Genomic DNA, 14,231 nt, shown 5'->3' with positions numbered 1-14,231 from the left:
CGTACCCTTCCGCGGGTGGACGACTCGGTGCCGGTGTGGGCGGCGGTGCTGGTGGGCGCCCTCCTGCTGGCCACCGGTGGGCTCGTGCCCTACGTGGTGGCCCGGGCCGCCTCCGGGCGGCTGCGCCGCAACGCGTGGGTGGGCGTGCGCACGCCGGGCACGCTGGCCAGCGACGCCGGCTGGCGCGCGGGGCACGCCGCGGCGCGCCCGTGGGCCGTGGCCGCCGGCGCCCTGATGGCCCTTGGAGGCCTGGCCGGCCTCGTGGTCGGCGCGGGCACCGGCTCGCCCGGCTTCTTCGTCGCGGCGGTGGTGGGCGGGGCGGTGCTGGGCGCCGCGGCGCTGGCCGCAGGCGCGGTGCGCGCCGACGCGGCGGCCCGGGGCGCCCTCAGCCGCTGAGCCGGCGCCCGATCTCGGCGTTGCGGTCGGCCAGCAGCCCCTGCAGCGCGCGCCGCACGACGAGGGCGTCGGCGAGCCGTCCCAGCGGCCCCAGGGGGCTGGTCCAGGTCATGCGGTCCGTCGCGCGCGTGCGCGGCGGCGCACCGGGGGCCACGGGCAGCGGCTCGTAGAGGTGCTCGTGCCGGAAGCTGGAGAAGGCCCCCGAGACCATGGCGTCCACGAAGCGGGCTCCCCCGTCGGGCGTCTGCCGCACCACCTCGAGGATCTGCGTGGTGTGGCGCAGGGGGACCACGCCGTACAGCCGCAGAGACCAGCGCACCCGCTCCCCCGCGCCGATGCGCCCGCCGGTGCGGCTGCCCGGTCCCGCGGGCACCGGGCGGACCCGGTGGCGCCGCCCGGCGGCGCGCTCGACGTCGAGGTCGAGGGAGACGTCGAGCACGGTCGCGACGTCGCCGGGAAGGTCGGTGGAGGCCTCGATGGTCGGCACCTCACCACTGTCGGCGCTGCGGGACCGCCGTGCTAGCCGTGGTGCTGGCGGCCTGGCTCGACCAGCTCGGCGCCCAGCAGGGCGCGCAGCGCGGCGAGGTGCGACTGCAGCGCCTCGCGCCCCTCGCGCGTGAGCGCCAGCCAGGTGCGGGGCCGCCTCCCGACGCGCCCCTTGGTCACCTCGACGTACCCGGCCGCCTCGAGCACCGCGACCTGCTTGGAGAGCACCGAGTCGGACACCTCCACGGCGTCGCGCACCTCGCCGAACTCCGCGCGCTCGACGCCGGACAGGGCCGAGACCACCGACAGCCGCACCGGTGCGTGGATCGTGTCGTCGAGCCGGTGGCGCGGGTGGGCGCCCGCGGCGCCGGTGCTGGTCACCGCCGGGACCGGCGCAGCACCACGAGCGCGGCCGCCAGGAGCGGCAGGGTGCTGACCAGGGCTGCCGGCACCCAGTACGCGGCCTCACCCGCGTGGGGGCGGCCCAGCACCAGGACCAGGCCGTAGACGACTCCCCACACGCCCCACGCGAGCCCGTGCAGCCACCCCTCGCCGCGCAGGCGCACCGGGCGGCTCGTCGCCCACACGACGCCGGCCACCACGAGGACCAGCCACCCGGCCAGGGCCAGGCTCGTGCCGAGCCCGCCCCCCAGCCCGATGAGGGCGACGACGGCGGCGCTGCCCGCCGCGAAGACCGCGAAGTAGGCGGCCAGCCACCGGCCCCTCGCAGCGAGCCCGCGGCGTGCGGCGTCGGCGCCCGACAGCGCGGTGCGTGCCTGGTCTGCCGTGACGTGCGCGTGCTCGCTCATGGACGACAGTGTGGCAAGTGCTTTCCAGTTCGGCAAGTGCTTTCCGCCCGGCCGCGTGCAGGGCGCGCCGGCGGAGCTCAGAGCTGGGCGAGCAGGAAGTCCCGGCGCGCCTCCAGCACCTCCACCGACGCCGACGCCGACGCCGGCCCCGGGACCGCCCTGCGCAGCGCCACGTGCACCCGGGCGTGCGGCTCGCCGGAGCGCGAGGCCACCCGCGCCACCAGCTGGTTCACCTCGCGGCGCAGCTCCGCGGCGGCGCGCCAGCCGGCCTGGCCCTCGTCGGGCTCGAACCGCCCTGCCCGGTGGTCGGCCCCGGCGGCGCCGGCGCGACCGCTGCGCCCGCCGTCGTCGTCGCCGAGGGCGCCGAACAGGTCGTCCTGCACGGCGGCGGCGGCCGCGGCGCGGCGGTGCTCCTCGTCGCGCTGGGAGAGCAGGTGGGCGGTCTGCTCGGGCGTGAGCATCCCGGCCAGCAGGCCCAGGTGCTCGCCGTCCTCCTCCGACAGGGCCTCGGGGGCCGTCCCGGCGAGCACGGCCCGGCCACCGTGCAGCACGTGCGCGAACTGGGCGTCGGCGTCCAGCGCGCGCCACTCGCGGGTCTCCCCCGCGGCGCGCTCGCGCGGCGGCAGCGGGTCGAGGTCCTCGCTGGCCTCCGCCGGCGGCGGGATGACGTGGTTGCGCTCCTCCTCCATCGAGGCGGCCAGCGTCAGCAGCGGCCTCACCGCCGGCAGGAACACCGTGGCAGCCTCGTGGGGGCCGCGGCTGCGGACCACGCGCCCCACCGCCTGGGCGAAGAACAGCGGCGTGCGGTAGCTGGTCATCCAGGCCAGCACCGCGGCGCGGGGCACGTCGACGCCCTCGGAGACCATGCGCACGCAGACCGCGATGCGCTTGGTCCCGGCGCCGAACCTCTCGATCTTCTTGGACGCCGCGGGGTCGTCGGACAGGATCAGCTCCGGCGCCTGGCCGGTGACCTTCTTGACGATGGCGGCGTAGGCGCGGGCGTCGTCCTGGTCGCTGGCCAGCACCAGGCCCGCGGCGTCGGGCATGCCGTGCGCGCGCAGGTGCGTGATGCGCTCGTCGACGGCGGCGATGACGTGCGGCACCCACTGGCCCTTGGGGTCGAGCACCGTCTTCCAGGCGGTCGCCTCGACGCTCTTCGTGCTCGGCTCGCTCAGCGAGGCGGCGATGACCTCCCCGGCGCTGTTGCGCCAGCGCGCGGTGCCCGTGTACGCCGCGAACACCACCGGGCGGACCACGCCGTCGCGCAGCGCCTCGCGGTAGCCGTAGGTGTAGTCGGCGGCGCTGCGCAGCTCGCCGGGCTCCCCGTCGGGCACCTCGGAGTAGCGCACGAAGGGGATCCGCTCCCCCGGCTTGGTGCGGAACGGCGTCCCCGTCAGGCACAGGCGGCGCGCTGCCCGCCCGAAGGCCTCCTCGGCCGCCTCGCCCCAGCTCAGGCCGTCACCGGCGTGGTGCACCTCGTCGAGGATGACGAGCGTCTTGGCGGCGGTGCAGCGCGCGGCGTGCAGCGCGGGCTTGCCCGCCACCTGCGCGTACGTGGTGACGTACCCCTTCGTGCCCGCGCGCACCGGCCCGACGGCGTTGGTGAGCGTGGGGTCCAGCACGACGCCCGCGGCGTCGGCGGCCTCGGCCCACTGGGTGCGCAGGTGGTCGGTGGGGGCGACGACGACGACGCGCGCCACCTCCCGGCGCGCCAGCAGCCGCGAGGCCAGCGTCAGGGCGAACGTCGTCTTTCCGGCGCCCGGCGTCGCCGTGACCAGGTAGTCGGTCGGCCGGGCGACCTCGTAGCGCCCCAGCGCCTCGGACTGCCAGGCGCGCAGCGGCCGTCCGCCGTGGGACTCCACTGGCCCGACCACCGCGCCGGAGTCACCCGCGTGCTCGTCGGGCGTCGGCGCGAAGAGGTCGTCGGAGGCCTCCGCGGACACGTGCGCGGAGGCGCTTCTGCGGGCTCGCTGGAGCGGGGAGGAACTCACGGCCCGGCCACGCTAGCCGCTGCCCCGTCCGCCGCGGGGCGGTTCGGCCAGCCGCCCGCGGGTCGCACCCGCAGCGCGACCGCGGCCGCCAGCACGCCCACCAGCGACAGCCCGCCGAAGACCAGCGCGAACGTCGCGCCGCCGTCCGCGCTGGGACCGGAGCCCGCACCGGCCAGGTCGCCGTGGAGGTCGGGCGCGGCCCCCAGCCGTGCCGCGAAGACCGCTCCGGCCACCCCGATGCCCAGCACGGCGCCGAGGGCGTCGGACAGCTGCAGCGCGGCGCTGTGGCGCCCGCGCAGGTCGGGCGGGCTCATCGACAGCGTCAGCACGCTGGTGCTCGACAGCGTCAGGCCCATGCCCAGGCCGCCCACGGCCCACACGCCGAGCACGGCCATCCCGGGCAGGAGGTGCAGCGAGGGCAGCACGAGCAGCCCCACCGCGCAGGCGACGAGCAGCCCGCCGACCGCCATGAGCCGCGACCTGTCAGTCCGCAGCCCCTGCCGGCCCTGCAGCGCGGAGCCCAGGGTCCAGCCCAGGGCGGCGCCCGTGAGCGCCAGGCCGGCCAGGGTGACCGGCAGCCCGCGCTCGAGCACCAGCATGAGCGGCACGTACGACTCCGCGCCGAAGAAGCCGGCCGTCATGAGGCCGCGCACGGCGATGACGCTGGGCAGCCCGCGCTCCGCGCGCAGCGTCCCCTCCGGCAGGAGCGCCGGGAGGGCGACCAGCACGGCGGCCACGCCCACCAGCACGGTCACCACCGGCAGCGCCCGCAGCGGCACGAGCTCGGCCGCACCCGCCTGCGCCAGGCCCGCGCCGGCGGCCACGCCCAGTCCGCGCAGGGCCCGGGCGCGCTGGCTGAGCAGGCCCTCGCGCTGCGGCGCCCCGTCGTCGGGCGCCGGGGCGCCCAGGTGCCACAGCCGCGGGAGGAGCACCGCGCCGACGACCACCGCCAGCGGCGCGACGAGGCCGAACACCGTGCGCCAGCTCCACGCGGTGGCCAGCCAGCCCGCCGCGAGCGGGCCGACGACGGCGGGGAGCACCCACGCCGAGCTGATCCAGGCGAACACGCGCGGGCGGACGGCGTCGTCGAAGACCGCGCCCACCACGGCGTACAGCGACACCACGAGCAGGCCGCCGCCGAGCCCCGAGACGGCTCGCCCGACCAGCAGCACCGTGAACGTGGGCGCGGTGGCGCACACCACCAGGCCCCCGGCGAACGCGAGCAGCCCCGCCACCACGGGGGCGCGCGGTCCGCGGGCGTCGGCCCAGCCGCCGGCCAGCACCGTGCCGAGCAGGCTGGCGGTGAGGAAGAGGGAGAAGGCCAGGCCGTAGCGCCTCAGGCCGCCGAGCTCGTCGGCGACCACGGGCATGGCCGTGCTGACCGCCATCGCCTCGAAGGCGACCAGCGTGACCAGCGCGACGATGCCGGCGAGCGCGACCCGCAGCTCGCCGCGGATCACTCCCCCGCGCCGGAGCCCTCGCCCGACCCCTTGCCGGAGCCGCCCTCGCGGGAGCGCATGCCCTCGATGACCTCCTTGCACATGGGGCACACCGGGAACTTGTTCGGGTCCCGTCCCGGCACCCAGACCTTCCCGCACAGCGCGATCACGGGCTCACCGGTGAGCGCCGACTCGAGCACCTTCTCCTTGCGCACGTAGTGGGCGTAGCGCTCGTGGTCACCGGGCTCGACCGGCTGCTCGACCAGCTGGCGGTCGAGCAGCGCGGTGCCCGAGGAGGAGGTCCGCGGGTCCGCCGTCGCGGGGCTGGCGCTGGGGTCCGACAGCGGCTCGCTCATGGCCGACAGCGTACGTCGTGGCGGCGGCCGGGGGGTCAGTTGAGGGAGGGGTCGGAGGGGTAGGAGGCCACCCACGCCAGCCGGCCGCCCTGGCGGCGCAGCACCGCCTCCCACAGGCGGTGGGGCGAGGCGGTGAAGGCGTCGCCGGCCTCCCCGTCGACGACGTACCAGGAGCCCTCGGCCACCTCCTCCTCCAGCTGCCCGGCGCTCCAGCCGGCGTACCCCGCGAAGATGCGCAGGCCCGCCACCGCGGGCGCGACGACCTCCGGCGGGGCGTCCAGGTCGACCACGCCCACCGAGCCCACGATCCGGCGCACCCCGAGCGGCTCGGCGCCGTCCCCGGGGGCCCGCACGAGCCCCAGGGCGCTGTCCAGCCCCACCGGCCCGCCGCGGAAGAGCTGGCCGGGGGCGGTGGTGAAGGGCTGCCAGTCGGGGAGCACCGCGTCGACGGCCGTCGTCGTCGGCCGGTTGACGACCACCCCGAAGGCGCCGCCGTCGGCGGTGTGGTCCAGGAGCAGGACGACGCTGCGGCGGAACTCCTCCCCGGTGAGCGCGGGCGTGGCCACGAGGAGGCGGCCGGTCATCGACCACCCGTCGAGGCCGGTGCCGGCCCTCTCCTCGCCCCTGCCGAGCGTCACGCGACCAGTCTGCCCCGTCGCTGCGCGAGCAGCAGCCCCACGAGCACCCCGGCGGCATCGGCCACGGCGTCCAGCGGGTCGCCGCTGCGCGCCGGCAGCACCCAGTGCTGCAGCAGCTCGGAGACCACGGCGTGGGCCAGCAGCAGCCCCGCGAGCAGCGCCACCGGGACCCCCGCCCTGCGCCCCGCCCACGCCACGGCGGCGAAGACGGCCAGGTGGACGGCCTTGTCCAGCACCGGCCCGACCAGGGGCAGCTGGTCGGTGGCGGGAGCCCGGGGGGCGTAGAGGACCCCCAGCTGCACGAGCACCGCGGCGGCCAGCAGCAGGCGCGCCCTCACCGGCCGGCGGGGCCGCCGGCAGGGCCCGAGCGGGCCCGCTCGGCGCGGCGCCGGCGCTTGTCCTGGTACATGGCCGCGTCCGCGGCGGCCACCGCCTCGGCCACCGTGCGGCCGGGCTCGGCGCGGGCGGCGCCGACCGAGACCCGCAGCGGCAGCCCGTCGGCGGTGCGGGCCGCCTCCACGCCGGCGCGCAGCCGCGCCACCAGCGCGCCGACGTCGCCGACGCGGGGGACCAGCACCGCGAACTCGTCCCCGCCCACCCGCGCCACGACGTCGGAGCTGTCGCGCAGGCACGCCCGCAGCGCCGCGCCGCACGTGCGCAGCAGCTCGTCGCCGGCGGCGTGGCCGTGGGCGTCGTTGACCAGCTTGAGGTCGTCGAGGTCCAGCAGGGCGACGGCGACGGGCACCCCGGCGTCGACCAGGTCCTGGGCCGCGGCCAGCTCGGAGTCCCAGCGGTGGCGGCTGCCGACGTCGGTCAGCGCGTCGCGGCCCAGCTGCAGCCGGGTGTCGGACAGCTGCTGCTCCACGGTCTGGCGGGCCAGCACGACGGCCATGACCGTGCCGGCGGTGTGCACGAGCTGGGTGGCGACGCGGCGGCGCAGCGGGCTGAACGGCTGGGCGCCGCGGCCCGCGCGCACCGCGAGCACGCCGCCGGAGGGGCCGCCGGGGTGCTCAGCGCCTCCCAGCGGCAGGACCAGCGCGGCGACGGCGCCGTCCTCGGGGCGCAGGGGGGCGCCCGGCGGGGAGCCCCCCTGCCCTGTCGCGGCCACGGCGGCGCGCGCGGCGGCCAGCACGTCGGTGTCCGCGGCCACCTCCAGGGCGCTGCGGCCGGCGGGCCCGTCGGCCTCCGGTCCGGGGCTGCGGACCACGGCGGCGGGACCGTCGTCGAGCCAGACGGCCGCCAGCCGGCAGCCGAGGGCGTCCAGGAGGACGCGCGCCACCCGCTCGACGGCCTCGGCGGGCGGGCGCCGCAGCGCCCCGGTCAGCTCCTGCACCGCGTGCAGGGCGCGCAGCTCGTCGACCACCGGGCCCTCGAGCGACCCGTCGGCCCCCGGCCCGCCCGTGCCCGGTGCGGGCTCGAGGACACCTCCGGGGGTGGACCCGAGGGCGGTCGCGAGCCGTCCGGCGGCCTCGCGCACGTCCTCGTCGGTGCTCGCGAGCAGGCGCTCGCTGCGCGTCGCGGAGCCGAGGACCACGACGTCGCCGCCACCGAGCGCCACCACGGCGGCGGTGGAGGCGCGGTAGCCGGCGGCGACGTGCGCGGGCTCGACGGAGAGGACCCTCACCACCGCGCCGCTGCGCAGGGCGCGCACCAGCAGGTGGTCGGTCCCGGCCCAGGCGCGCCCGTCGGGGGCCCCGGCGCCGAGGCCCGCCACGTGGTGCCAGCGGCCCTCCTGCCCTCCGGGGCGCAGCAGGAGGGCGTCGTCGGCGCCGACGGCGGCGGCCAGGGCGGTGGCGGAGCCCCCGGGACCAGTGCTCCCGTGCACGCCGGCCTCCTGCCCCTCGACCGCGGCGGCACCGCTGGCCGCCCCCCGGTCCGGGAGTATCTCGCAGGTCACGGGCACCGCGCGGCCGCCAGGCACTCTCCCGGGACGCAGAGCAACCACCTGGTCACCATAGGTCACCACGTGTCAGAGCGAGGGGTCCCACCGGAAGCCGCTGATCTCCTCGGGGTCCTCCCCGGTCTCGTAGGCGTGGGCACGGGCGGCCAGGCGGGCGTCGGCCATCTCCTGGCGCAGCCCGGCGTGCCTGACCCCCAGCCCCGGCACCCTGTCGATGACGTCCATGACGAGCCGGAACCTGTCCAGGTCGTTGCGGTGGACCATGTCGAAGGGCGTGGTCGTGGTGCCCTCCTCGATGAAGCCGCGCACGTGGAGGTTGTGGTGGCCGGTGCGCCGGTAGGTGAGGCGGTGCACCAGCGTCGGGTAGCCGTGGAAGGCGAACAGCACCGGCCTGTCGGTGGTGAACAGCGCGTCGTACTCGCGGTCGGGCATGCCGTGGGGGTGCTCCGAGGCCGGCTGCAGCCGCATGAGGTCGACCACGTTGACGAAGCGCACCCGCAGGTCCGGCAGGCGCCGCCGCAGGATCGCGGTGGCCGCGAGCGCCTCCTGGGTGGGGATGTCGCCGGCGCAGGCGATGACCACGTCGGGCTCGACGCCGTCGTCGCTGGAGGCCCACGCCCACCGGCCCAGGCCGCGGGTGCAGTGGGCCACCGCCTCGTCCATGGTCAGGTAGTCCAGCGCCTGCTGCTTGCCGGCGACGACGACGTTGACGTAGTGCTCGCTGCGCAGCACGTGGTCCATGGTCGAGAGCAGGGTGTTGGCGTCCGGCGGCAGGTACACCCGCGTGATCTCCGCCTTCTTGGTGACCACGTGGTCGATGAAGCCGGGGTCCTGGTGGGAGAAGCCGTTGTGGTCCTGGCGCCACACGTGGGAGCTGAGCAGGTAGTTCAGCGAGGCGAGCGGGCGCCTCCAGGGCAGCGCGCGCGTGGTCTTGAGCCACTTGGCGTGCTGGTTGACCATCGAGTCGACGATGTGGATGAACGCCTCGTAGCTGGTGAACAGCCCGTGGCGCCCGGTGAGCAGGTAGCCCTCCAGCCAGCCCTGGCACAGGTGCTCGGACAGCACCTCCATGACGCGCCCGTTCCGCTGGACGTGGCTGTCGCCCTCCAGCGGCCCGTCGGCCAGCTGGCGGTCGGTGACGTCGAAGACGGCCTGCAGGCGGTTGCTGGCCACCTCGTCGGGGCCGAAGAGGCGGAACGTCTCGGGGTTGGCGGCCATGACGTCGCGCAGCCAGTCCCCGAAGACGGTGGTGGGGCTGTGCATCTGCTCCCCCGGCCGCGGCACGTCCACGCCGTAGCCGCGGAAGTCGGGCAGGCGCAGCGGCTTCTTGACCAGCCCGCCGTTGGTGCGCGGGCTGGCGCTCATGCGTCGCTCGTCGCGGGGGCGGTTGGCCAGCACCGCCGCCGTCGGCGCGCCGGTGGGGTCGAACAGCTCGGCGGCCCGGTAGCTCTCCAGCCACTCGCGCAGCTGCGCGCGGTGGCCCTCGTCGGAGCGCACCTCGCTCAGCGGCACCTGGTGGGCGCGCCACGTGCCGGCCACCGGCTGGCCGTCGACCTCGAGCGGGCCGGTCCAGCCCTTGGGGGTGCGCAGCACCAGGGCGGGCCAGCGGGGGCGGTCGCCCGGGTCGCCGTCGTGGGCGGCGGCGTGCTCGCGGGCGGCGCGCTGGTTCTCCGCGATGCGGTCCAGCGCCGTGTCCAGGGCCTGCGCCATGCGCTGGTGGACGGCGGTGGCGTCCTCGCCGTCGCCGGGACCGGAGACCCACAGCGGCTCCCAGCCGGTGCCCCGCAGGTACTGCTCGAGCTCCTCGTCGTCCATCCGGGCCAGCACGGTCGGGTTGGCGATCTTGTAGCCGTTCAGGTGGAGCACCGGCAGCACCGCGCCGTCGCGGGCGGCGTCGAGGAACTTGTTGGCGTGCCAGGAGGCCGCCAGCGGACCGGTCTCGGCCTCCCCGTCGCCGATGACGCACACGGCCACGAGGTCGGGGTCGTCGAAGACGGCGCCGGTGGCGTGCACGAGGGCGTACCCCAGCTCACCGCCCTCGTGGATCGAGCCGGGCACGTCGGCCGCCGCGTGGCTGGGGATGCCGCCGGGGAAGGAGAACTGCTTGAACAGCCGTCGCATCCCCTCCTCGGTCTGGTCGACGTCGGGGTAGGCCTCCGTCCAGGCCCCCTCCAGCCAGGCGTTGGCCACCACCGACGGACCGCCGTGGCCGGGGCCGGCCACGAACAGCGCCTGCGTGTCGCGGTCCCGGATGGCGCGGTTGACGTGGCTCCACACGAAGTTCAGGCCCGGGGTGGTGCCCCAGTGCCCCAGCAGGCGCGCTTTGACGTGGTCGGCGCTCAGCGGCTCGCGCAGCAGCGGGTCCGCCTGCAGGTAGATCTGGCCGACGGACAGGTAGTTGGCAGCCCGCCACCAGTGGTCGACGGCGGCCAGGGCCTCGGCGTCCAGGACGTCGGGGACCAGGTCGCCGCCGGGGACGACGGGCACGGCGGGGCGCGTGGCGAGGTCGGTCACGTCCACAGGACTACCCCCTGCCGGGTGTTCTCACGCCGTCCGGAGGGCGTCCACCGCGTGACCGCTCGGCCCTGGTGCGCCAGGCTGGTGCTGTGGCACAGGAGCGCTCCGCGTACGGGCCGGGCACCGCGCTGGTGGTGGTGGACGTCCAGGTCGACTTCGCCGACCCCGGCGGGTCGCTGTACGTCGCCGGCGGCGAGCAGGTCGTGCCGCTGGTGAACGCGGAGGTGGAGGCCGCGGTGGCCGCGGGCTCCCCGGTGGTGTTCACGCAGGACTGGCACCCCGAGCACACCCCCCACTTCGCCGCCGACGGCGGGACCTGGCCGGTGCACTGCGTGGCCGGCACCCCGGGCGCGGACCTGCACCCGGACCTGGTCGTCCCCGAGGGCGCACCGCGGGTGCGCAAGGGCACCGGCGCCGAGGACGGCTACTCCGGCTTCTCCGAGCTCGACCTGGCCTCCGGGCGCCGCGAGGCCACCGTGCTGGGCGACCTGCTCGACGCCCACGGGGTGCGGCGCATCGTGGTCGTCGGGCTCGCCGGCGACTACTGCGTCAGGGCCACCGCCCTGGACGGCGCCGCCCGCGGGCTGGAGGTGGAGGTGCCGCTGGCGCTGACCCGGTTCGTGCAGCTGGCCGACGGCGACGACGAGCGCGCGGTCAGCGAGATGCGCTCCGCCGGCGTGAAGGTGCGCTGAGGAGCACCGGGCCCCGTCGGCCCGGCGGTCCTCAGGCGCGGGAGATGGCGAAGGCTGACAGGAAGCCGAGCGCGGTGATGAGCCCGGTGAGCAGGTGGGTGCGCTCGAAGGCCTCCGGCACCATCGTGTCGGCCAGCATCGCCAGGATGGCGCCCGCGGCGACCGCGGTGATCACGGCCACGAGCTGGTCGGACGCGCCGTCGAGCAGCAGCACCCCCAGCATCGCCGCCAGCCCGCTGGCCAGCGCGATGCCGCCCCACACCCCGAACACGTAGCGGGCGCTGCGCCCGGCGCGCTTCATGCCCGCCGCGCTCGACAGGCCCTCGGGGACGTTGGAGATGAACACGGCGGCCAGGACGCCCACGCCCACCCCGCCACCGCTGAGCAGCGACAGGCCCAGCACCACCGACTCCGGCACGCCGTCCAGCAGCGCGCCGACGGCGATGGCGGCTCCGCTGCCGGAGTCCTCGTCCTCGCTGGGCTGCTGGTCCCCGGAGCGCTTGCGGTGACGGGCCCCGAGCCTCGCCAGGACGGCGTTGGCCGCGACGTAGACGACGGCCCCGCCCAGGAAGCCGCCCACGGTCGCCGCCAGGCCGCCGGAGCGCTCCGCCTCGTCGACCAGCTCGAAGGCCAGGGCGGAGATGAGCACGCCGGCGCCGAAGGCCATGACCGAGGCCACCACCCAGCGGGGGACCCGCACGAACCACGCCACGGCTGCGCCCAGCACCAGGGCCAGACCGCCCACCAGGCCCCAGCCGCCCGCCTCCAGCCACACCGGCACCGCACCGCTCCCGTCACGCGACCCAGCGCCCGTGTGCTCGAGCAACGACCCGCGCAGACGCTAGGCGGGCCCCGGCCCGAGCGCTCGTCGGCGCTGGTCACGATCGCGTCACGACCCGTGGGCGGCTGCAACGCGGCGGGGAGCGGGCGGCGTCTGGCGGGCATGACCAGGCGCAGCACTCCCCTGTCCGCTGCGGTGGCGCTCGGCGCTGCCGCCGTCATCGCCCTGTCCGGGTGCACCGCGAGCAGCGGCGGCTCGGCGAGCTCCGCCGAGGCGGGTGGTGGCGGTGCCGGTGCGGCCGCCGACCGCGGTGCCGCCGGCAGCGCTGCTGGTGGCGGCGCCGCGGACGCGGCTGCTGCGCCCTCGGCCGCCCCGGCCGCGGGCGGCGGCGCCGGGCTGGTGGCCGACACGGCCCGCCAGGTGATCACCACGGCGTCGGCGAGCCTGGTCGCCGAGGACGTCGCCAGCACCGCCGGCCGGATCGCCGTGCTGGTCGAGGGCGCGGGCGGCCGCGTCGAGGAGCGCTCGGTGCAGACCCCCGAGGACGGCCCGGCCTCCGCGGCGCTGGTCCTGCGGGTGCCGGCCGACCGGCTGAGCACCACCGTGGAGGGGCTGCAGCAGTTCGGGGCGGTCAGCGACGTCAGCGTCACCGCCACCGACGTCACGGCGCAGGCCACCGACCTCGACGCGCGGATCGCGGCGCTGCGGACCTCCACCGACAGGCTCACCGCGCTGCTGGCGGGGGCGGCCAGCACCGAGCAGGTGGTGGCCGCGGAGAGCGCCCTGACCCAGCGCCAGGCCGAGCTCGACTCCCTCGTGCAGCAGCGCGCGCTGCTGGCCGGCCAGGTGCAGATGGCCACCCTGCACCTGGCCGTGACGGGCCGCGCCGCGCCGCCGGTGGCGGGGCCCAGCGACTTCGCCGACGGCCTGGGGGCCGGGTGGCGATCCCTGGTCGCGGCGCTGGGCGCGGCGCTGGTCGTGGCCGGGGTGCTGCTGCCGTGGCTGGCGGCCGCGGGCCTGCTGGCGGCCGCCGTGGTCGGCGCCGCACGGGCCGCGGGCCGGCTGCGCCGCCGCCCTCAGCCGGTGGCCCCGGCGGGTCCCGACGACGCGGCCTGAGGGGCCCCGCCGTCCGGGCTGGCCGGCGGGCCGGTGGGCGCCAGTCCCAGCTGCCCGAACGTCCACACCAGCCCGTGCGCGATGCCGATCGCCGCGAAGTCCCAGTCGTGCTGCTGGCCCGGTTCCACGGCGTGGTGCACCGGCAGCCCCTTGGCGCGCAGCTGCTGCACCAGGCGGTCGGTCTCGCGGGCGGAGGTGGGGTCGCCGTCCTCGGCGGTGTCGAGGAAGACGGGGGTGCTCCTGGTCATCCTCAGCCCGGGCAGGTAGTGGTCCGGGGACACGGCGCGGACCTGCGCTTCGGAGGTGAGGGCCGCCTCACCGCCCGGGCCGGGGCCGCTGAACGCCTCCAGGCCGATGATCGCGCCGTACAGGTCCTGGTGCCGCAGGCCCTGGTCGACGGCGCAGTAGCCGCCCATCGACATGCCCGCGACCACGCGGTGCGCCGGGTCGGGCTGCGTGGCGTAGTGGGCGTCGACCCAGGCGACGACGTCCTCCACGTGCGTCTCGACCTGGGGGCCGCCGGGGCGGGTGCTGTCGAGGCACTCGGTGTCGTCGGTGCCGGGGGCGGTGAGGTCCGGCGCCACCAGCAGGACCGGCGGGATGAGGTGGTCGCCGATGAGCACGTCCGCGGTGCGGGCCACGTCGCCGGCCGAGAACCAGTCCGCCGAGGAGCCCGGCTCGCCGTGGAGGAGGTAGACCACCGGGTAGCGCACGCCGCCCGCCGGGTCGTAGCCGGGCGGGGTGTAGACCCAGGTCCGGCTGGGCCGCAGGCCGGAGCCCGGGCGCAGCGGCACGGAGACCTGCACGACCGCGCCGTCGGTGTCAGGCACCCGGCCGCTGGCGTAGGTCTGCACCGCCTGCGCCGAGGGCAGGTACCCGGTCCAGGCGTTGAGGCCGGCGGCGAGGGCGGCGACCACGGCCACCACCGCGGCGCCGCAGCACCCCGAGCGCCACCAGGGCCAGGGCCAGGCCCGCCAGCGCGGCCGCGGGCCACCACGAGCCCAGCAGGTCGCTGCGCTCGTGCAGCTGCTGCAGCACGGCGTCCGGCAGCGCGTCCTGGGCCATCTCGACCATGGTGCGTCCGCTGCGGGAGCCGCGCCGGGCGAGCGG

General features: G+C 77.2%; 16 protein-coding genes. 3 read left to right on the top strand and 13 right to left on the bottom strand.

All coding sequences use genetic code 11. From position 1 onward, the window contains the following. Positions 1-15 precede the first annotated feature (15 nt). Positions 16-396 carry an SdpI family protein gene (locus ACUN9U_RS13375; protein ID WP_445485489.1) on the top strand — a complete coding sequence of 127 codons (381 nt, stop codon included), beginning with the start codon at positions 16-18 and terminating at the stop codon, positions 394-396. Here ACUN9U_RS13375 and ACUN9U_RS13370 read toward each other — a convergent pair. The 10 genes from ACUN9U_RS13370 to ACUN9U_RS13325 form a co-directional block, all read right to left on the bottom strand. Continuing rightward, complete coding sequence (locus ACUN9U_RS13370) at positions 386-883, bottom strand: SRPBCC family protein (RefSeq protein WP_445485488.1); 498 nt, start codon at positions 881-883, stop codon at positions 386-388. The two genes, ACUN9U_RS13375 and ACUN9U_RS13370, sit on opposite strands and share 11 nt — an antisense overlap. A 32-nt stretch (positions 884-915) precedes the next feature. Next, complete coding sequence (locus ACUN9U_RS13365) at positions 916-1,263, bottom strand: winged helix-turn-helix domain-containing protein (RefSeq protein WP_445485487.1); 348 nt, start codon at positions 1,261-1,263, stop codon at positions 916-918. Next, positions 1,260-1,691, bottom strand: coding sequence for a hypothetical protein (locus ACUN9U_RS13360; RefSeq protein ID WP_445485486.1), 432 nt, complete (start codon positions 1,689-1,691; stop codon positions 1,260-1,262). Before ACUN9U_RS13360 ends, ACUN9U_RS13365 begins: the two co-directional genes overlap by 4 nt. A 77-nt stretch (positions 1,692-1,768) precedes the next feature. Then, positions 1,769-3,565, bottom strand: a complete 1,797-nt coding sequence (locus ACUN9U_RS13355) for a DEAD/DEAH box helicase (protein ID WP_445485559.1) — start codon at positions 3,563-3,565, stop codon at positions 1,769-1,771. A 113-nt stretch (positions 3,566-3,678) separates the two neighbouring features. Continuing rightward, entirely contained in the window at positions 3,679-5,142 is a 1,464-nt protein-coding gene (locus ACUN9U_RS13350) for an MFS transporter (RefSeq protein WP_445485485.1), read from the bottom strand. After that, positions 5,139-5,477 (bottom strand): DUF3039 domain-containing protein, encoded by a 339-nt coding sequence (locus ACUN9U_RS13345; RefSeq protein WP_445485484.1) that lies wholly within the window; start codon positions 5,475-5,477, stop codon positions 5,139-5,141. Before ACUN9U_RS13345 ends, ACUN9U_RS13350 begins: the two co-directional genes overlap by 4 nt. 35 nt (positions 5,478-5,512) lie before the next feature. After that, positions 5,513-6,061: a YqgE/AlgH family protein gene (locus ACUN9U_RS13340; RefSeq protein ID WP_445485558.1), complete on the bottom strand. Its 549-nt coding sequence runs from the start codon at positions 6,059-6,061 to the stop codon at positions 5,513-5,515. 50 nt (positions 6,062-6,111) lie between these two features. Then, positions 6,112-6,453 (bottom strand): VanZ family protein, encoded by a 342-nt coding sequence (locus ACUN9U_RS13335; RefSeq protein ID WP_445485483.1) that lies wholly within the window; start codon positions 6,451-6,453, stop codon positions 6,112-6,114. Next, positions 6,450-7,940: a diguanylate cyclase domain-containing protein gene (locus tag ACUN9U_RS13330; protein WP_445485482.1), complete on the bottom strand. Its 1,491-nt coding sequence runs from the start codon at positions 7,938-7,940 to the stop codon at positions 6,450-6,452. Before ACUN9U_RS13330 ends, ACUN9U_RS13335 begins: the two co-directional genes overlap by 4 nt. A 144-nt stretch (positions 7,941-8,084) precedes the next feature. After that, positions 8,085-10,478 carry a phosphoketolase family protein gene (locus tag ACUN9U_RS13325; RefSeq protein WP_445485557.1) on the bottom strand — a complete coding sequence of 798 codons (2,394 nt, stop codon included), beginning with the start codon at positions 10,476-10,478 and terminating at the stop codon, positions 8,085-8,087. A 143-nt stretch (positions 10,479-10,621) separates the two neighbouring features. Between ACUN9U_RS13325 and ACUN9U_RS13320 the strand changes: the two genes are divergently transcribed. Next, positions 10,622-11,224 carry an isochorismatase family protein gene (locus ACUN9U_RS13320; RefSeq protein ID WP_445485481.1) on the top strand — a complete coding sequence of 201 codons (603 nt, stop codon included), beginning with the start codon at positions 10,622-10,624 and terminating at the stop codon, positions 11,222-11,224. A 31-nt stretch (positions 11,225-11,255) separates the two neighbouring features. On the opposite strand, the gene ACUN9U_RS13315 is transcribed toward ACUN9U_RS13320, so the two are convergent. Continuing rightward, positions 11,256-12,005, bottom strand: coding sequence for a ZIP family metal transporter (locus tag ACUN9U_RS13315; RefSeq protein ID WP_445485480.1), 750 nt, complete (start codon positions 12,003-12,005; stop codon positions 11,256-11,258). Positions 12,006-12,167: 162 nt separating this feature from the next. On the opposite strand from ACUN9U_RS13315, the gene ACUN9U_RS13310 reads away from it, so the two are divergent. Further along, positions 12,168-13,121 (top strand): DUF4349 domain-containing protein, encoded by a 954-nt coding sequence (locus ACUN9U_RS13310; RefSeq protein WP_445485479.1) that lies wholly within the window; start codon positions 12,168-12,170, stop codon positions 13,119-13,121. Here ACUN9U_RS13310 and ACUN9U_RS13305 read toward each other — a convergent pair. Both ACUN9U_RS13305 and ACUN9U_RS13300 read right to left on the bottom strand, forming a co-directional pair. Then, positions 13,082-14,038: an alpha/beta hydrolase gene (locus ACUN9U_RS13305; protein WP_445485478.1), complete on the bottom strand. Its 957-nt coding sequence runs from the start codon at positions 14,036-14,038 to the stop codon at positions 13,082-13,084. The two genes, ACUN9U_RS13310 and ACUN9U_RS13305, sit on opposite strands and share 40 nt — an antisense overlap. Beyond that, positions 13,944-14,186 (bottom strand): hypothetical protein, encoded by a 243-nt coding sequence (locus ACUN9U_RS13300; protein WP_445485477.1) that lies wholly within the window; start codon positions 14,184-14,186, stop codon positions 13,944-13,946. Before ACUN9U_RS13300 ends, ACUN9U_RS13305 begins: the two co-directional genes overlap by 95 nt. Positions 14,187-14,231: the final 45 nt, after the last annotated feature.

This window comes from Quadrisphaera sp. KR29, assembly GCF_052644995.1.
Note: the sequence above shows the minus strand (reverse complement) of the source record. Positions and strands in the feature narration are given on the sequence as shown.